Source organism: Phreatobacter stygius, from assembly GCF_005144885.1.
In the GTDB taxonomy this organism is placed as follows: Bacteria; Pseudomonadota; Alphaproteobacteria; order Rhizobiales; family Phreatobacteraceae; genus Phreatobacter; species Phreatobacter stygius.
In genome coordinates this window covers 5,876,450-5,894,511 of the sequence record NZ_CP039690.1, presented here as the reverse complement: position 1 = coordinate 5,894,511, position 18,062 = coordinate 5,876,450, and the positions used below count along the sequence as shown (strand labels likewise).

Below are 18,062 nucleotides of genomic sequence, written 5' to 3'. Positions count from 1 at the left end.
CATCGCCAGCGCAGACATCCCATAGAACATTTCATCAAAAATGCTCCAATGACACCTTTCGAGGCGGTATTGCGCCATATCTCCGCCGGTTCTGCGCCGAAAGACACAGATCTTTAGGAAAGCGCCCTTAGGGAACGAACATTGAATGGGGGCGACGATGTTTCGCGTTCTGACGTGTCTGGCATTTGAGCACAATTGGTGGCTGGTCGCTCTGGCAGCTATAATATGCTTTATTTCAAGTTATTCCTACGTTGCTATTGGCCGACAGGCGCGCGATGCCAGAAATGGCCAGCGCCTGGGCTGGATCTTGATTGCCGGAGCCGCTGCCGGCTTTGGTATTTGGTCCACCCATTTCGTCGCTATGCTGGCCTATGACCCGGGTGTCGTCGTCGGATACGACACCGAACTGACCATCCTGTCGCTCGGCGTCGCGATTGCCTTGACGGCCGCTGGCCTGGCGCTGGCCTTGACCTGGAAAACCCAGTGGTCGGCGGCGGCCGGCGGCGCGGTGGTCGGCGGCGGTGTCGCCGGCATGCATTATCTCGGCATGTGGGCGATGCAATTGCCCGGACAGATCACCTGGGCGCCCGATCTCGTCATCGCCTCGATCGCGCTTGGCGCCGGCCTTGCGGCCCTGGCCTTCATGACTGCCCGCCGGCATCGCGGCGCGACCGGCGATCTCGCCGCCACGCTGCTGCTGACGCTGGCGATTTGCTCGCTGCATTTCACCGGCATGGGCGCGGTGACCATCGTCGCCGACCCGACGCGGGCCATTTCCGGCTCCACGCTGGATCCGCAGACCATGGCCTATGCGGTCGCCATCGCCGCCATCGGCGTGATCGGCGGCGCGCTGGTGGTTGCCCTGATCGCCCGCCAGGCGCTCGCCGAACGGCATGCCAGCGAACGGCGCTTCAGCCTGCTGGTCCAGGGCGTCTCCGACTATGCGATCTACATGCTCGATCGCGGCGGCTGCGTCGCCAACTGGAATGCCGGCGCCGAACGCGCCAAGGGTTATGCCGCGAACGAGATCGTCGGCCAGCATTTTTCGCGTTTCTACAGCGAGGCCGACCGCGCCCTGGGCACACCTGAAAAGGCGCTCGCGACGGCCTTGGCCGAGGGCCGGTTCGAAGACGAAGGCTGGCGCTTCCGCAAGGACGGCACGGGCTTCTGGGCCCATGTCGCGATCGACGTCATCCGCGACGACAACGGCGAATTTGTCGGCTTTGCCAAGATCACCCGCGACTGCACCCGCCAGAAGGCCGATGCCGACCGGATCCGCGAGGTCAGCCGCACGCTCGACCTGGCTTTGTCCAACATGAGCCAGGGGCTCTGCCTGTTCGACCCGGCCGGCCGGCTGGCGCTGACCAACCGGCGACTGGCCGAGATCTTCCAGATGGCGCCCGACGCGGTACCCGTCGGCACCTCGTTCCAGGACCTGTTCAGCCGCATCGTCGCGGCCTCCGGCGGCAGCACGACGGACGCCCAACGCATGCACCAGCGCCATCGCGGGCTGATCGCCGGGCGCGACAGCCGCGTGGTGGTCGAGGAGTTCAGCGCCGGACGCTCGATCTCGATCTCGCACCGGCCGGTCGCCGACGGGTCCTTCGTCTCGACCTTCGAGGATATTTCCGAGCGGCGCCGGTCGGAACAGAAGATCGCCCATATGGCGCGCCACGACGCGCTGACCGGCCTGCCGAACCGGGCCTATTTCAACGATCACCTGGACCACGAGCTCGAGCGCGCGTCGAAGACCCCGGACAAGATCGCGGTGATCGGCATCGACCTCAACCGGTTCAAGGAGATCAACGACCTGCATGGCCATGCCGCCGGCGACGAGGTGCTGGAAATCCTGTCCCAGCGCATGACGGAAACGCTTGGCGAGGGCGAATTCGTCGCCCGCTTCGGCGGTGATGAATTCGCCGCGGTGAAACGCTTCACCCAGCAGGCCGATCTGATGGACTTTCTCGAACGGCTCGAAGCCTGCCTGTTCGGCCACGTCAAGATCGGCGAGTTCGACATCGCGCCGGGGGCCAGCATCGGCGTTGCGCTCTACCCGGCCGACGCGACGATCCGCGAGACGCTGGTCAACAATGCCGATCTCGCGATGTACCGCGCCAAGACCGGCCTGAACCAGACCATCTGCTTCTACGAGGCGCGCATGGACGAGGCCGCTCGCACCCGCCGGGCACTGGCCAAGGATCTCTGGGCCGGCATCGAGCGCAAGCAGTTCAGCCTGTTCTACCAGGTCCAGAAATCCGTCGCGACCGGCGAGACCATCGGCTACGAGGTGCTGCTGCGCTGGCTTCACCCCGAACGCGGCATGGTGCCGCCAAGCGAATTCATTCCGATCGCCGAGGAATGCGGCGCCATCGTGCCGCTCGGCGAATGGGTCCTGCGCACCGCCTGCACCGAAGCCGCCCGCTGGCTGCACCCCTACAAGATCGCGGTGAACCTCTCACCGGTCCAGATCGGCCATGTCGACCTGGTCGCCCTGGTCAGCCAGGTGCTGGCCGAAACCGGACTTGCGCCCAGCCTTTTGGAACTGGAGATCACCGAGACCACCATCATCGCCGACAAGACCCGGGCTTTGCACATCCTACGCCAGATCAAGGCGCTCGGCGTGACCATCGCGATCGACGATTTCGGCACCGGCTATTCCTCGCTCGATACGCTGCGTTCCTTCCCCTTCGACAAGATCAAGCTCGACCGCACCTTCATGACCGAGGTGGAGACCAGCCCCCAGGCCAAGGCGATCATCCGCGCCATCCTGGCGCTCGGCCGGAGCCTCAACGTGCCGGTCCTGGCCGAAGGGGTGGAAACCGAAGACCAGCTGGCCCTGCTGCATCTGGAAGGCTGCGACGAGGCTCAGGGCTATCTGCTCGGCCGGCCGAAGCCGCAGGCCGACATTCACGAGCTGATCCGCCGCGCCAAGACCATGCAAAGCCCCGGACTGGCGCCGGACGCGGCCAATGCCCTGGGAACCGGCGCCGTGCAAAAGGCCTGAGGCGGCCTTCGCGCGTTCACGCGGCTGTGGATTTACAGCCGCCGCCGATGGCCTATCGTGCCGCCCCGAGCCCATGGCCCGAGGAGACGCACCATGCATCGCCGGTTGTTCGTGAAGCTTGGCATGATCACGCTCTGCGCCCCGCAGCTCATCACGCGGCGCGCGGCGGCCAATGAAAACGGCTTCAAGGTCACCTATTTCGATGTGCCCGCGATCCGGGGTTCACGCGATGTGACGGCCGCCGGCGAGGGCCGGATCTGGGTCTGCGGCCAGCGCAACGGCACGCTCGGCCTGTTCGACCCGCGCGACCAGAACCTGCGGGTGATCCCGCTCGGCGAAGGTGCCGCCCCGCACGGCGTGATCACCGACAAGGACGGCGCCGCCTGGGTCACCGAGGGCGGGCAGAACGCCATTGCCCGGGTCGACCCGATATCGCTGAAGGTCGAGCTGTTCCGGCTGCCGGCGGAACGCGCCAACGCCAATCTCAACACCGCCGTGTTCGACCAGGCCGGCGTGCTCTGGTTCACCGGCCAGAACGGCATCTATGGCCGGTTCGAGCCGAAGACGACCAGGATGGACGTGTTCGACGCGCCGCGCGGCCGCGGTCCCTATGGCATGACCCGCACGCCATCGGGCGAGGTCTGGTATGCCTCGCTCGCCGGCAATCACATTGCCCGCATCGACACCGGGACCGCCAAGGTCAGCATTGTCGAGCCGCCCACGGCCAACCAGGGCGCCCGCCGGGTCTGGACCGATTCGAAGAACCGGGTCTGGGTCAGCGAGTGGAATTCCGGCAATGTCTCGGCCTATGACACGGTGGCCAGGACCTGGCAGACGTGGAAGCTGCCGGGCGACCGACCGCGGACCTATTCGGTCTATGTCGACGACAAGGACAAGGTCTGGCTGACCGATTTTTCGGCCAATGCGATCGTCCGCTTCGATCCGGAGGCGCAGGCCTTCACCAGCTTCGCCAGCGACAAGGCCGGCGCCAATGTCCGCCAGATGGACGGCCGGCCGGGCGAGGCCTGGGGTGGTGAGTCCGGGCAGAACCGGCTGGTCCGGATCCAGATCCAGACGCCTGCCTGATCATGCCGCGGTCTGGCCCGGCCCGGATGTCCTGCACGGGCTATGGCCTGCTCCTGGCGTTCGGCCTCGCCCACCCCGCCTGGTCCGACGACATGGCGCGCGGCCGCGCGCTGTTCGAGACCTGCACCGCCTGCCACAGCCGCGCACCCGAGCAGGTCGGCATGGCCGGGCCCAATCTCGCAAGCCTGAACGGCCGCCTCGTCGGATCCGATCGGGATTTCGACTATTCGCCGGCGCTGCGTTCGGCCCGCGCCCAGGGCGCGGTCTGGGACGGGCCACGGCTTGCCGCCTTTCTGGCCGATCCCGAGGAGATGTTTCCAGGTCTCTGGATGAGTTCGCCCGGCGTCCGCAGCGTCGAGGATCGGACAGCGCTCGCAGCCTATCTGATGAGCCCGGAGCCTTAGATCACCGCGCGCGCGGTCACCAAAGGCTCTTCCGAAGAAGGACGTTCGTTCCGGGCAGGCAGCCGGGGCGCCGGCCATCGCGCGCGTCATCCAAGACCCTGCCAGGACCCAGCCAAGATCCCGCCAAGATCCCGCCGACCGGCCGCCTCTTGTCGCGGGCTCGCCGGCCACGCCGATCTGTACGCCAGCGCACGGCGGGAACGATTGCCGGTAGCCTAATGTCGGAGGTAATATAATCCTGCACCAGCAGGAACACGGTCGCCCCTTCGCATCTCGTACCCGGAGCACGGACATGACGAATGATCCGAAGAGAACCGACTACATGCCGACGGAGGAATTCGCGCGGCGCGCGCTGGAGCAAACCCGGCTCGGCTACAAGGCAATGGGCCAGACGGTGACGCTCAATGCCAATTTCGACACGAGCTTTGACCAGTTCGCCGCCAATGTCGCGCATGGGCTGCGCCACTATGTAGTCTATCGCAGCGACGGCGGCGCGTTCGCCCGCGGCCTGGTGCGCGCCAGCCAGGATCTTGGATTGATCCACCGGGACTACCTGACCTCGAAGCTGCCGAACGGCACGCGCATCGCGCTGGCCGCCCGCCTCTACCGGCGCCAGCACATGGTGCCGAGCGACCGCTGGATGATGAGCGTCCGCTTCGCCAAAGTGGCGGTCACCTTCGGCAAGGACGAGGCCGAAATCGTCAGGGCCTCGCCGGCGATCATCGCCAAGTCCGATAAGATCCTGGCCGAGAAGGTCCTGGATCACGCCATCGCCGCGGCCTACAACCCGCGCTGGAGCGGCGATCGGCAGAAGCGCATCATCGATTGGGTCATCCTGGCCGCGGAGCTGGATTATCCAGCCTATCTCGACCTCTGGTATTACAACCGGGTCGCGGTCTTCGAATTCGTCAACTGGAACACCCTGGACAAGCGTCGCGCCGACATGACGCGCGCCACCGGCGGCAAGCTGCCGTTTTCGGGCACGACCGGCAGCATGGGCGGCCGTGGCACGTTCTCGGCTCCGCCGGACACGCCCTGGCGGGAATATCCATTCCGCAACGCCATCAAGAAGTGCCGCGGGCGCACCAATGTCGACGACTGCGCCGGCCTGGTCGGCAATGAGCTGAAGTTTGCCGAAAGCGAAATCTTCCAGTCGATCCGGGAGATGGAGAAGCAGATCAAGCGCGCCGGCATGGCCGCGAACCAGGATCCGTTCCAGAGCCCGATCGGCGCCGCCTCCGACGCCGTCGGCGCATCGGCAGCCCCGTTCTTCAAACATGTCCTGGCACAGCTGAAGGACCCGAAATCGCTCTACGCGACCTACATGAAGTACAGCCAGGCCTCGACGACCATCTGGGACACGAACTGACGCCCGGCGGGCTGCGCCGCCGTCACGTCGCGGTGGTCAGCACGGCGGTGAACTGCTCGAGCGCCCAATCGGCCTGATCGCGGGTGATGACCAGTGGCGGGGCAATGCGGATCGTGTCGCGATGGGTGTCCTTGGCCAGCACGCCGCGCTCCTTCAGCAGATCGCAGAAGCGATGCGCCCCGCCCGCGTCGGGGTTCAGCTCGACCGCCAGCATGAGGCCGCGGCCACGCACCTCGCGCACCACGTTGGAGCGGATATCGGCCAGTCCCGCTTTCAGATAGGCGCCCTGTTCCGCCGAGTTCTCGATCATGCCCTCCTCGACCAGCACTTTGACGGCGGCGCGCGCCACCGCGCAGGCCAGCGGATTGCCGCCGAAGGTCGAGCCGTGCTGGCCGGGTTTCAGGACACCGAGCACGGCGGAATTGGAGAGCACCGCCGAGACCGGATAGAAGCCGCCGGACAAGGCCTTGCCGATCAGCGTGACATCGGCCTCGATGCCTTCGTGCTGCTCGGCCAGCAGCGTGCCGGTGCGGCCGAGCCCGGTCTGGATCTCGTCCAGGACCAGCACGACATTGCCGGCCGTGCAGAGCTCGCGGACCTGAGCGAAATAACCGGAAGGCGGAATGATCACGCCGGCTTCGCCCTGGATCGGCTCGACCAGGAAGCCGACGGTATTGGGCGTGATGGCGGCTTCCAGCGCCGCGGCATCGCCGAAGGGGATGACGCGGAAGCCGGGCGCGAAGGGACCGAAACCGCCGCGCGCGGTCGGATCGGTGGAGAAGCCGACAATGCCAATGGTGCGGCCGTGGAAATTGTTGGCGCAGACGATGATCTCGGCGGCATTCTCCGGCACGCCCTTGACCTCGTAGCCCCATTTGCGCACCGCCTTGATGGCGGTTTCGACCGCCTCGGCGCCGCTGTTCATCGGCAGGATCTTGTGCGAGCCGGTCAGCGCCGCGAGCTCCTCGTAGAACAGCGCCAACTGGTCGTTGCGGAAAGCCCGCGAGGTGAGCGTCAGCCTTTGCGCCTGCTGGACCATGGCGGCCAGGATCTTCGGATGGCAATGGCCCTGATTGACGGCGGAATAGGCCGAAAGGCAGTCGAGATATCGGTTGCCGTCGACGTCGAAGACATAGACCCCCTCGCCGCGCGCCAGCACGACGTCGAGCGGCTGGTAATTGTGCGCGCCGAGCCTTGCTTCGGTGGCGATCAGGTCGGAACTGGACGGCCTCATGACGGTCTCCGCCGGGAGAGCTGATCATGACTAGATGTGTTGTGCCAGCGGTGTCGGCTAGACTGATCCGGTGACCAACCCATAGAGCACGCCAAGGCCCGAACAACCGGCGAGCACCGGGATCATGCCGATCTTGAAGCGGAACACGGCCAACATCGCGCCGAGCGTCAGGATCGCCGATGCGATGTTGATGGAGCTTGGGATCGGCACGTCGACGGTCATGCCCCATCCGCTCATTGTGCGCAGCTCCGCGAACAGCACGTGGAGGGCGAACCAGACGGCCAGGTTGAGGATCACGCCGACCACCGCCGCGGTGATCGCCGACAGCGCCGCGGACAGCGCCCTGTTGCTGCGCATCGTCTCCATGAACGGCGCGCCAAGGAAGATCCAGAGGAAGCAAGGCACGAAGGTCACCCAGGTGGTCAGCAGCCCCCCGAGCGTGCCGGCAACCAGCGGGTGGAGCGAGCCCGGCGCCCGATAGGCCCCCATGAAACCGACGAACTGGGTGACCATGATCAGCGGGCCCGGCGTCGTCTCGGCCATGCCGAGGCCGTCAAGCATCTCGCCAGGCTTGAGCCAGCCATAGTGGTCGACCGCCTGCTGCGCGACATAGGCCAGCACCGCATAGGCGCCGCCGAAGGTCACCATGGCCATCTTGGAGAAGAAGACGGCGATATCGGTGAAGACATGGCCTGGCCCGAGCAGCGCCAAGAGGCCGAGAACCGGCACGAGCCACAGGACGAGGAAGGCGGCGGCGATTTTCAGCGACCAACTGACCGGCGGGCGGGCGTGGGCGGGAACCGCTTCGCCGAGCGCGGTATCGATATCGGCGACCTGCCGGCCGCCGACCTTGCCATGGCCATTGGCCGCGAGGAATGGCGCCCAGCCCGCCTTGCCGCCGGCATAACCGATCAGGCCGGCGACCAGGATGACCAGAGGGAACGGCACCTGGAAGAAGAACAGCGCGGCAAAGGCCGCCGCCGCGAGCCCAACCATGACATTGTTCTTCAGTGCGCGCCGGCCGATGCGCAGAACCGCTTCCAGCACGACGGCCAGCACCGCCGCCTTCAGGCCGAAGAACAGCGCCTGAACCAGCCCGACATTGCCGAACAGGGCATAGATCCAGCTCAGCGCCATGATGGCGACGAGGCCCGGCAGCACGAACAGCGTGCCTGCCACCAGGCCGCCCTTGGTCTTGTGCAACAGCCAGCCGATATAGATCGCCAGCTGCTGGGCCTCCGGACCCGGCAACAGGGTGCAGTAGTTGAGCGCGTGCAGGAACCGGGTTTCGCCGATCCAGCGCTTTTCCTCGACGATGATCCGATGCATCACGGCGATCTGGCCGGCCGGACCACCAAAGCTGAGGAGGGCCACCCGCGCCCAGACCCGCACGGCCTCGCCGAAGGCAATGCCGTGGGCAGGCAGATCGGCTGTCTTGGCCGGTTTCACCGCGACGCCTTCGGCATTGGTCATGGCCCGATCCTTCTTTGTCAGCCGCGCCTGGCGCGGAAATATTGGTGCAGATTGTCGAACACCGCCGCCCCCTGGGCGATCCGCTGATCGTCATCCGCGCTGGCCATGGCGATGCCGGCGATCAGGCTTGCGATGCCGGTTGCCTCCTCGCGGCCGAATTTCGCGTCCTTCAGGTCGATGTCGTGGACGATCTCGGCGATCGCCTGAAGGGCCGGATCGGCGATGCCGGTGCGGGCCAGCAGAACCTCGAAGCTGCAACGGTCGCCCTCGTGGGTGATCTCGCCTTCGAACATGTCGAAGCGCAGTTCGCCCGGCTCCGGAACATAGCCTTTGCCCGGCACGAAGCGGATGACGGCTTGCGGGTCGATGAAGCGGCGGATCAGCCAGCTGCAGGCGATGCGGTCGACATGCACGTCGCGACGCGTCACCCAGGTCCGGCCCTTCAGCTCGGCGATCGGCGCGACCGCTCTCGGCGGGTCCTCGGTCATGGCCTCATCCTCCATAAGCCGGGCTTCAAGCCCGGCAAGCATCGCCTCGACCGCAAGGCGGCCCGTGGCGGCGAAAAAATCGATGGCCACGAGCTCGGCCAGCCGCTTGCGCAGGCGGTTGATCTGCGTCCGGGCGTCGGCACCGCCCTCGCCGCTCGCCTCGGCATCGCGCGTGGCTGAAAGCGCGCGCGCGTCCTGGGCGATCTCGGCGTAATCGGCATCGCGCGCCTTGTCGAACAGCGCCCGCGCCTGTGCATCCGTCAGGCCGTCGATCAATCGCGCCTCGCACAGCATGGCCTCGCCGCCGCCCGCGACGATCTCTTTCAGCAGCCATTCGAAATCTTCCTGCGTCTCGGCATTGGCGGGCAGCGCATAGACCGTGCTCTTCACCGCCACCGCGCCCAGCCCCTGCAGCCGGCGCCAGATCTTCACCCGGAAATAGGCCGGCTTGGTCGGCAATTGGTGGATCAGCAGGAGCCATCGTTGCTCCAAGAGGATGGTCGTCGCGTTCATGAGCACACCGTATCACGCGAATATTGAAATGCAACACTTGTATCATTTTTGATTCGAGCGTAGCTTTCGCCTCCTCTCGGGAAAGCCCAAGCGAGGATACGATGACCCATCGGATCATGCCCCTGCCCTTCAAGCCGCCGCGCCTCGACGGCCTCTCCGAGCGGCTGCTGGCGAGCCATTACGAGAACAATTACGGCGGAGCCGTCAGGCGCCTGAACGCCATCGAGCAGCGGCTCGGCGAAACCGACTGGAGCACGGCGCCGATCTTCGACATCAATGGCCTGAAGCGCGAGGAACTGGTCGCCGCCAATTCGGCGATCCTGCACGAAATCTATTTCGACGGGCTCGGCGGTTCCGGCGACGCCGAGGGCGATCTCGCCACCGCGCTGGAACGCGATTTCGGCAGCGTCGCGGCCTGGCGCGCTCAGTTCACGGCGGTCGCCAAGGCGCAGGCCGGCGGCTCCGGCTGGACCTTGCTGACCTGGTCGGAGCGCCATGACCGGCTGATGATCCAATGGGCGGCCGACCACACCAACTGCCTGGCCGGCGGCGTGCCGATCCTGGCGCTCGACATGTACGAACATGCCTATCACATCGATTTCGGCGCCAAGGCCGGCGCTTATGTCGATGCCTTCATGAAGAACATCCATTGGGAGCGCGTCGGCACCCGCCACGGGCGTGCGATCGCCCGCCAGGATGGCCGCCCGCCGATCCCGGATCCGGCTGCCCGCGGTGTGGCGGCCGAGGACCTGCGCGCCCGCCTGGAGCGGAAAGACGACGTCGTCGTGCTCGATGTCTGCCTGGCCGACGACATGGCCAAGCGCAGCGACATGGTGCCCGGTGCGTTGATCCGGGCGCCCGAGACGATCGCCGATTGGGCAGACGAACTGCCGAAGGACAAGCCGGTCGTCGTTTATTGCGTCTACGGCTTCCAGGTCAGCGGCCAGGCCGTCGCCGAATTGCGCCGCCGCGGCATCGATGCCAGCGCGCTGTCCGGCGGCATCGCCGCCTGGCACGCCATCGGCGCACCCACCGTTCCCCTGACGCTCAACCAGAAGGAGATGAGGTCATGAAATGGGTCACACGCGAACGTCCGGTCATCGACCGGATTGCCTGCCCCTGGCTGGTCGCCCGGTTCATCGACAAGCAGCCGGAATTCCTGTTCGTGCCGCCCGACCAGGTGATGCGGGTGGCAGCCGAGACCGGCGCCACGCCTTATGACGTGCCCGGGGTCGACTATACCCATGTCGACGACGGCTGCAGCTTCGACACCTTCGTCGCGAAGCACGGCCTCGAGCGCGATCCGGCCATCGTCACCATCGCGGCGATCGTCCGCGGCGCCGATACCGACCGGCACGACCTGACGCCGCAATCGGCCGGGCTCCTGGCGATCTCGATGGGCCTCCGCGACCTGACGCCGGATGACCAGGAGGTGCTCCGGCACGGCTTCGTCATCTATGACGCGCTCTACGCCTGGGCCTCGCGGCGCAAGGCCGAGACACATAACTGGCCACCGGTGATGAAGCCGAGCGCGGCTTAGGGCTCACGGCCCACGATCGATCACATGCCGGCCGAACAGGCTCGCCACCAGATCGACCAGCAACAGCGCGCTCTTGCCCCGGTCATCGAGGAAGGGATTGAGTTCGACCACGTCGAGCGAGCCGACCAGGCCGCAATCATGCAGGAGCTCCATCACCAGATGGGCCTCGCGATAGGTGGCGCCGCCCGGCACGGTGGTGCCGACGCCGGGCGCGAGCGAGGGATCGAGGAAGTCGACATCGAGGCTGACATGCAGCACGCCATTCGCTGCCTTCACCCGGTCGATGATCCTGCGGATCAGCACCGAGGCGCCGAATTCGTCGAGCAATCGCATGTCGACGACGTCGATGCCGCGCGCGCGCAGGAGCGCACGCTCGGCCCGGTCGACCGAACGGATGCCGAAGAGATGCAGGTTTTTCGGATCGACCAGGACGCGCCGCTCGTCGCCGAACAAGCCGTCAAGACCCGGTTCGCCGCACAGGAAGGCGGCCGACATGCCGTGCATATTGCCTGACGGCGAGGTTTCCGGCGTGTTGAAATCGGCATGGGCATCGAGCCAGAGCACGAAGAGCGGCCGGCCCTGGTCCTGCCAGTGCCGCGCCACGCCGGTGACCGAGCCCATGGAGAGCGAATGGTCGCCGCCGAGCACGATCGGCAGCCGGCCCTGCGCCAGAGCCGTCTCGGTCTCGCGCGCGATCAGCCGCGACCAGCCGGCAATGCGCGGCAGGTTCTTGGCGTTTCCCACGGCAAGCGTCAGCTCCGGCAGATCAGCCGGCAGCCGGAGATCGCCGAGATCGGCGACATCGTGGCCGAGATCGCGCAGCGTGCCGACAAGCCCCGCGGTGCGCAGCCCCGCCGGCCCCATCACGGCGCCGGCCTGGCCGGCGCCCTCCTCGATCGGTGCGCCGATCAGACTGAGCTGTCGCGCGCCTTGGTGCGATCCCATCTCATCCGGCTCCTTCATTCGGGCGACCGCCGCCAACCGCAGGCCGAGCGGCTCCGACTCATAGCAGAGTCGGGGCGTCTCCTTAGGACACCAGGCTGCCGCGGCCGGATGACGTCGCGGTGTCGCCGGCGCCAAAGGCCGGGCCAGCGTCGATGAATAGCGGCCGCGCCGGCCTGTTGCCGGTGTTTTGCCGCTCCTTTCCGGTGGATTGCGGCTTTCCCTCCCTGTTTTCCGTGGGCGAAGCGGGCTTAGCATCCGGCCCTGGGGCGCGCAGGCACGAATCCGGCCCGGCGCGCATGAGGGGAGCACATCATGGCGGACGGCTATTTTCCCAAATGGACCGAGAAGAGTTCGGGCACCATCATGCCCGACGAACGGCTGCCGGTCGGCCAGACCATCGTGGTCGGCCTGCAGCATGTGGTGGCGATGTTCGGCGCCACCGTGCTGGCGCCGATCCTGATGGGCTTCGACCCCAATCTGGCGATCCTGTTCTCCGGCATCGCCACGCTGATCTTCTTCGTCATCACCGGTGGCCGGGTGCCGAGCTATCTCGGCTCGTCCTTCGCCTTCATCGGCCCGGTGCTGGTGGCCACCGGCGCCGCCGTCGCCAGCGGTCCCAATCCCAATATCGGCGTGGCGCTCGGCGGCATCGTCGCCGCCGGCGCGATCTATACGGTGATCGGCCTGATCGTCATGGGCGTCGGCCATGCCTGGGTCGAAAAGGTCATGCCGCCGGTGGTGACCGGCGCGATCGTCGCGGCCATCGGCCTGGTGCTCGCGCCGATCGCCATCAACAGTGCCTCCGGCATCGGGCCGGGCAATGCCGAGGGCACCGGTTTCGCCCGGTTCATCGCGCTGGTCACGGTGGCGGCCGTCGGCCTGTTGGCGGTCCATGCCCCGGGCCTGTGGCGCCGGCTGCCGATCCTGCTCGGCGCGATCGCCGGCTATCTCGTCTATCTCGTGCTGGCCAATGGCTTCGGCATGGGCGCGCCGATCGATTTCTCCAAGGTCGGCCAGGCGGCCTGGCTCGGCATGCCGAATTTCGCGGCGCCGGTCTTCGACGCCCGGGCCATGGTGCTGATCGCGCCGGTGGCAATCATCCTGGTGGCCGAGAATCTCGGGCACCTCAAAGGCATCGCCGCCATGACCGGGCGCGACCTCGACCCCTATATCGGCCGCGCCTTCGTCGGCGACGGCGTCGCCACCATGCTGTCCGGTTCGGCCGGCGGCACCGGGGTGACCACCTATGCCGAGAACATGGGGGTGATGGCGGTCACCCGGATCTTCTCGACCTTGATGTTCGTCGCAGCCGCCCTGATCGCCATCCTGCTCGGCTTTTCGCCGAAGTTCGGCGCGCTGATCCTGACCATTCCGGGACCGGTGCTGGGCGGCCTGTCGATCGTGGTGTTCGGCCTGATCGCCGCCACCGCCGGCCGCATCTGGGTGGAGAACAAGGTCGATTTCTCCAACGCGCGCAACCTGATCACCGTGGCGGTGGCGCTGGTGCTGGGCGCCGGCAATTTCAAGCTGACGCTGGCCGGCTTCACGCTCGACGGCATCGGCACGGCGACCTTCGGCTGCATCATCCTCTACCACCTGCTGCGCGAGCCGAAGGCGGAGTGAGGGGGCAGCGGAACATAACCCTCTCCCGCGCAGACGCGGGCGAGGGTTGATGCGCGTAAACCCTCGCCCGCTTGCGGGAGAGGGTTACGTTCCCCGTTGCGTCCTCAATACAAGCCGCCGGTGCCGGTCGAGATCGCCCTGTTGGTCTCGGACGAAGGTCCGCGTCGCGGGCCGCCGCTGGCGAGCGCATCGCCGGGGTTGATCAGCTGATAGGAATCGGGCGGCGCGGTGCCCGGCTTGAACGCTTCGAGAATGGCGTTGCCCGAACCCGAGCCGGCGCGCAGGCCCGATTTCGGGTCGATGCGGATCAGCTTGATGCCGGTCGGCACGCGGAACGGCACGGCCGGCCGGTCGGCGAGCGCGACGCGCATGAAGTCGCGGAAGATCGGCGCCGCCATGACGCCGCCGGTGGAGCCATGGCCCATCGGCTTCGGCGTGTCGTAGCCAATATAGATGCCGACGGCGAGATCGGGCGAGAAGCCGACGAACCAGGCATCCTTTTCCTCGTTGGTGGTGCCGGTCTTGCCGGCGATCGGCTTGCCGAGCTCACGCACGGCGGTGCCGGTGCCGCGCAGAACCACGCCCTCCATCATCGAGGTGATCTGATAGGCGGTCATCGGGTCCAGCACCTGCTCGCGGCGGTCGATCAGGATCGGCTCGTCCTGGCGGGTCCAGCGCTCGGCGGTGCAGCCCTGGCACTGGCGGTCGTCATGGCGGAAAATGGTCTGGCCGGTGCGGTCCTGGATGCGGTCGATCAAGGTCGCGCGGATACGCCGGCCACCATTGGCGAACATCGAATAGCCCGCCACCATGCGCATCAGCGTGGTTTCGCCCGCGCCCAGCGCCATCGAGAGCACCGGCTGCATGTCGTCGTAAATGCCGAAACGCTTGGCATATTCGGCAATCAGCGGCATGCCGACGTCATTGGCGAGCCGGACCGTCATCACGTTGCGCGACATTTCAATGCCGAAGCGCAGGGTCTGCGGCCCGTAGAACCGGCCGGAATAGTTTTCCGGACGCCAGACCGAACCGTCGGACTGGGCGAGTTCGAACGGCGCGTCCAGCACGACGGTGGACGGCGTGTAGCCGTTGTCGAGGGCCGCCGCATAAACGAACGGCTTGAACGAGGAGCCCGGCTGGCGCCGCGCCTGCGTCGCGCGGTTGAACTGGCTCTGATCGAAGGAGAAGCCGCCGACCATGGCCAGCACGCGGCCGGTATAGGGGTCCATGGCGACCAGGCCGCCGGAAACCTCCGGCACCTGGCGCAGGCGGAACTGGCCGTCACGCCCGGCGATCGGCTCGACATAGACGACATCGCCCGGATTGAGCGCGCGATTGACCGCGCGCCGGGTCCAGCGGACACCATCGGCGGTCACCAGGCCGATCTGCCGGCCCGGCACGACCACGCCAGCCTGGTCGCGGCCGGGCTGGAGGCCAATGCGGGCATTGTCGGCCTGGGAATCGAGCACCACGGCGAGCTTCCAGCCGACATCGCTGACGGCGCGGATTTCGGCGAGCTTGATGCCCCAGTCGCCGCGGGTGTCCTCGATGCGGGTGACCGGACCGCGGAAACCGCGGGCTTCGTCATAACGGATGAGGCCGTTGGTCAGGATCTGGCGGGCCGCGACCTGCAGCTTCGGATCGAGCGTGGTGCGGATCGACAGGCCGCCTTCCAGGAGCTTCTTCTCGCCGAAGCGATCAGCCATCTCGCGCCGGACTTCTTCGGCGAAATAGTCGGCGGCGAAGGTCTGCTGGCGCGGCGAGCGCGGATTGATGGTCAAAGGCGACCGCTTGACGCGCTCGCCCTCTTCGGTCGAGACGACGCCGTCCTCGACCATGCGGCCGATGACATAGTTGCGCCGCTCGATGGCGCGGTCGCGGTTGCGGAACGGATGCAGCTGGGTCGGGCTCTTCGGCAGCGCCGCGAGATAGGCGGCCTCGGCCAGGGTGAGCTCGTGCACCGACTTGTCGAAATAGACCAGCGCGGCGGCGGCGATACCATAGGCGCCGTAGCCGGGCAGGACGAAGCCGAGATAGATCTCGTTCAGATAGAGCTCGAGGATCTGGTCCTTGGAGAAGGCCGATTCCATGCGCATGGCGATCAGCGCTTCGCGGATCTTGCGATCGACCGTCTGCTCGCCGGACAGGAGGAAGTTCTTCGCCACCTGCTGGGTGATGGTGGAGGCGCCCTGCGGCCGGCGACCCGAACCGCGATTGTTGAAATTGGTCAGCGCGGCGCGCGCGATGCCCATCACGTCGATGCCGTTATGGGAGTAGAAATTCTTGTCTTCCGCCGCCAGGAAGGCCTGCACCACCAGTTTCGGCACGGCCTGGATCGGCAGATAGAGCCGGCGCTCGCGGGCATATTCGGCCATCAGCTGGCCGTCCGCGGCGTGGACGCGGCTCATGATCGGCGGCTCGTAATTGCGCAGGGTGTTGTAGTCCGGCAACTCCTTCGTCACGGTCAGGATATAGACCGCCACGCCGGCCGCGCCGATGAGGAAGGCCACCGTGCCAAGGCCGAACGCCCAGCCGAAGAATCGGAGAATAAGTTTCATCCGGTCATTTCGTGCCCGACGGGCAGCGCCTCTCGTCCCCGTGGTACCGCCGCGAAGGAACCGGGGCCGGGGGTGCCCTGTCCTGACTGCCTCAAATCATACCACGTCGCCTCGCCCCTGACAGGCGCGAATGCCGCTGCGGGGCTTCCGGCCGACCGATGCCCCGCGACTGTGGCGCGGATGTGACCCGGACGTGACCGCGCCTCTTTAGCGATACTCGTCCCGCCGCGCTACTCTGGATCGGCGCTGCGCGGTCGCCGCGCTTTCTGGATTTATCTCTGCGCGGCTGGGCGCGCCACCGCCCGGCCGGCAAAGAACTGGTCGATCGCCTTGGTGACCGAATCGGCGGTCCGCTGGCGCCAGATCGCCGAGGTGAGCATTTCCACATCCTTGGCGCTGGAGACGAAGCCGAGCTCGACCAGAACCGAGGGGATGTCGTGGGCACGCAGCACCTGGAAGCCGGCCGAACGCAGAGGCAGGCGATGCATGCGGGTGGCGTGGCGCATTTCGCCGGCGAGCGTGCGGGCGAAATTGGCCGAGAACATGCGCGTTTCGCGGCGCGTCAGGTCGATCAGGATGTCGGCGATCTCGGAGGGCTCGTCCGACAGGTCGAGGCCGGCAATGGCGTCGGCCTTGTTCTCGCGCTCGGCGAGCCTGGCCGAATCGGCGTCGGAAGCCCGGTCCGACAGGGTGTAGACGGTGACGCCGCGGGCGTTGTCCTGGGCGCCACTGATCGAATCGGCATGGATCGAGACGAACAGCGCACCATTGTGCTCGCGCGCGATCCGCACCCGGTCGCCGAGCGGAATGAAGATGTCGCGGTCGCGGGTCATCACCACCCGGTAGCGTCCGGTGGCGTTGAGCTTGTCGCGCAGCACCCGGGCGAAATCGAGGATGATGGTCTTCTCCTCTTCGCCCGAGGCCGCCACCGCGCCCGGATCGATGCCGCCATGGCCGGGATCGATGATCACCACCGGCGGACCATCGGGCGCCGCGGTGCGGGTCGAGACACGCGGGCCGAAGCCCTCGCGATCGCCCCGGCGGGCGAGATTGGAGGTCGCCCGCTCGTTCTGGGCGCGCCGAAAGCCGTCGGCGTCGGTGCGCACGAGCTCGAGCACGACCTGCGGCGGCGCGCCGTCGCGGCCCTCGACCAGGTGGGCGCGCTCGATCAGCGCCGGCCCGGTCAGATCGACCACCACCCGTGACTTGCTGGGGGCGAACAGGCCGTAACGGAAGGCCTGGATCAGGCCGCGCGCGCCGGTGCCGGCGGTCTGCGCGGTGGAACGCGCGCCGGAATGCGCCCGCTGGTTGCCGATCTGGAAATTGACCTCGTCGAGATCGATGATCACCCGGTAGGGATCGGCGAGCGCGAAAGCCCTGATCTCGATATTGCGGGTGAGCTCGAACGACAGCCTGGTGCGGCCGCCATCGCCGGTGATGTGGGCGCCCGAGACCACCGCCGGCAAGATCGTCCGTGCCGCATGCGCCCGCGCCTCGCCGGCCCCGCCGTCGCGCGCGGCGGTCGAAGCAATCGCGCCGGTCGAAACCGGCTCGCTGGTCTCGGCACGCAGAGCTTCGCCCGCGAACAGCGTCGCGGCCAACAGAGCGCCAAGAAAACGGGAACCGGCCATGGCCCCTCGAAGGTCGGACGAGGCGGCGCCAGGACAACCAGCAAGGACCGCCAGGAGATGGGATAACCCATAGGGCCTCCCGGGTTAACTGCCCGTTAAGCATCCCCGGACAGCCGGCCCGGAAGCGTTGCCGGAAAGACACGAAACAGACCGTCGCCCTTCCCTGCCGGGGAAGCTCCGGCCGCCTCCGCGCG

At 67.0% G+C, this 18,062-nt stretch carries 13 protein-coding genes; 7 read left to right on the top strand and 6 right to left on the bottom strand.

All coding sequences use genetic code 11. The features are described from left to right. The first annotated feature begins 157 nt into the window (after positions 1 to 157). The 4 genes from E8M01_RS27800 (at position 158) to E8M01_RS27785 (ending at position 5,863) form a co-directional block, all read left to right on the top strand. Complete coding sequence (locus tag E8M01_RS27800; RefSeq protein WP_136963119.1) at positions 158 to 3,004, top strand: bifunctional diguanylate cyclase/phosphodiesterase; 2,847 nt, start codon at positions 158 to 160, stop codon at positions 3,002 to 3,004. Between the two features lie 93 nt (positions 3,005 to 3,097). Beyond that, entirely contained in the window at positions 3,098 to 4,090 is a 993-nt protein-coding gene (locus E8M01_RS27795; RefSeq protein WP_136963118.1) for a Vgb family protein, read from the top strand. 26 nt (positions 4,091 to 4,116) lie between these two features. Next, positions 4,117 to 4,494, top strand: a complete 378-nt coding sequence (locus E8M01_RS27790) for a c-type cytochrome (protein ID WP_170182110.1) — start codon at positions 4,117 to 4,119, stop codon at positions 4,492 to 4,494. A gap of 292 nt (positions 4,495 to 4,786) precedes the next feature. Beyond that, positions 4,787 to 5,863, top strand: a complete 1,077-nt coding sequence (locus tag E8M01_RS27785; protein ID WP_136963116.1) for a hypothetical protein — start codon at positions 4,787 to 4,789, stop codon at positions 5,861 to 5,863. 22 nt (positions 5,864 to 5,885) lie between these two features. Here E8M01_RS27785 and rocD read toward each other — a convergent pair whose 3' ends face one another. The 3 genes from rocD to E8M01_RS27770 are packed head-to-tail and all read right to left on the bottom strand — an operon-like array spanning position 5,886 to position 9,571. Further along, on the bottom strand, positions 5,886 to 7,097 hold the full coding sequence (rocD, locus tag E8M01_RS27780) for an ornithine--oxo-acid transaminase (protein WP_136963115.1): 1,212 nt from the start codon (positions 7,095 to 7,097) through the stop codon (positions 5,886 to 5,888). Between the two features lie 57 nt (positions 7,098 to 7,154). Then, positions 7,155 to 8,570 carry a chromate efflux transporter gene (chrA, locus tag E8M01_RS27775; RefSeq protein WP_136963114.1) on the bottom strand — a complete coding sequence of 472 codons (1,416 nt, stop codon included), beginning with the start codon at positions 8,568 to 8,570 and terminating at the stop codon, positions 7,155 to 7,157. Between the two features lie 17 nt (positions 8,571 to 8,587). Further along, positions 8,588 to 9,571, bottom strand: a complete 984-nt coding sequence (locus E8M01_RS27770) for a chromate resistance protein ChrB domain-containing protein (RefSeq protein ID WP_136963113.1) — start codon at positions 9,569 to 9,571, stop codon at positions 8,588 to 8,590. A gap of 101 nt (positions 9,572 to 9,672) precedes the next feature. On the opposite strand from E8M01_RS27770, the gene E8M01_RS35905 reads away from it, so the two are divergent. After that, positions 9,673 to 10,644, top strand: coding sequence for a Fe-Mn family superoxide dismutase (locus E8M01_RS35905; RefSeq protein ID WP_136963112.1), 972 nt, complete (start codon positions 9,673 to 9,675; stop codon positions 10,642 to 10,644). Then, entirely contained in the window at positions 10,641 to 11,111 is a 471-nt protein-coding gene (locus E8M01_RS27760; RefSeq protein ID WP_136963111.1) for a chromate resistance protein ChrB domain-containing protein, read from the top strand. The genes E8M01_RS35905 and E8M01_RS27760 overlap by 4 nt, the downstream gene beginning before the upstream one ends. Positions 11,112 to 11,114: 3 nt before the next feature. Here the strand turns inward: E8M01_RS27760 and rocF are convergent, their stop codons facing one another. After that, a complete protein-coding gene (rocF, locus tag E8M01_RS27755; protein WP_136963110.1) occupies positions 11,115 to 12,056 on the bottom strand; it encodes an arginase in 942 nt (313 codons plus the stop codon). Positions 12,057 to 12,368: 312 nt separating this feature from the next. On the opposite strand from rocF, the gene E8M01_RS27750 reads away from it, so the two are divergent. Beyond that, on the top strand, positions 12,369 to 13,679 hold the full coding sequence (locus E8M01_RS27750; protein WP_136963109.1) for a solute carrier family 23 protein: 1,311 nt from the start codon (positions 12,369 to 12,371) through the stop codon (positions 13,677 to 13,679). 104 nt (positions 13,680 to 13,783) lie between these two features. Here the strand turns inward: E8M01_RS27750 and E8M01_RS27745 are convergent, their stop codons facing one another. Both E8M01_RS27745 and E8M01_RS27740 read right to left on the bottom strand, forming a co-directional pair. After that, a complete protein-coding gene (locus E8M01_RS27745; RefSeq protein WP_136963108.1) occupies positions 13,784 to 16,237 on the bottom strand; it encodes a penicillin-binding protein 1A in 2,454 nt (817 codons plus the stop codon). Positions 16,238 to 16,509: 272 nt separating this feature from the next. Next, entirely contained in the window at positions 16,510 to 17,868 is a 1,359-nt protein-coding gene (locus E8M01_RS27740) for an N-acetylmuramoyl-L-alanine amidase (RefSeq protein WP_136963107.1), read from the bottom strand. Positions 17,869 to 18,062: the final 194 nt, after the last annotated feature.

Coding starts and splice junctions, on each gene's coding strand:
- E8M01_RS27800 (WP_136963119.1), top strand. CDS start 158: ATGTTTCGCGTTCTGACGTGTCTGGCATTTGAGCACAATTGGTGGCTG.
- E8M01_RS27795 (WP_136963118.1), top strand. CDS start 3,098: ATGCATCGCCGGTTGTTCGTGAAGCTTGGCATGATCACGCTCTGCGCC.
- E8M01_RS27790 (WP_170182110.1), top strand. CDS start 4,117: ATGTCCTGCACGGGCTATGGCCTGCTCCTGGCGTTCGGCCTCGCCCAC.
- E8M01_RS27785 (WP_136963116.1), top strand. CDS start 4,787: ATGACGAATGATCCGAAGAGAACCGACTACATGCCGACGGAGGAATTC.
- rocD (WP_136963115.1), bottom strand. CDS start 7,097: ATGAGGCCGTCCAGTTCCGACCTGATCGCCACCGAAGCAAGGCTCGGC.
- chrA (WP_136963114.1), bottom strand. CDS start 8,570: ATGACCAATGCCGAAGGCGTCGCGGTGAAACCGGCCAAGACAGCCGAT.
- E8M01_RS27770 (WP_136963113.1), bottom strand. CDS start 9,571: ATGAACGCGACGACCATCCTCTTGGAGCAACGATGGCTCCTGCTGATC.
- E8M01_RS35905 (WP_136963112.1), top strand. CDS start 9,673: ATGACCCATCGGATCATGCCCCTGCCCTTCAAGCCGCCGCGCCTCGAC.
- E8M01_RS27760 (WP_136963111.1), top strand. CDS start 10,641: ATGAAATGGGTCACACGCGAACGTCCGGTCATCGACCGGATTGCCTGC.
- rocF (WP_136963110.1), bottom strand. CDS start 12,056: ATGGGATCGCACCAAGGCGCGCGACAGCTCAGTCTGATCGGCGCACCG.
- E8M01_RS27750 (WP_136963109.1), top strand. CDS start 12,369: ATGGCGGACGGCTATTTTCCCAAATGGACCGAGAAGAGTTCGGGCACC.
- E8M01_RS27745 (WP_136963108.1), bottom strand. CDS start 16,237: ATGAAACTTATTCTCCGATTCTTCGGCTGGGCGTTCGGCCTTGGCACG.
- E8M01_RS27740 (WP_136963107.1), bottom strand. CDS start 17,868: ATGGCCGGTTCCCGTTTTCTTGGCGCTCTGTTGGCCGCGACGCTGTTC.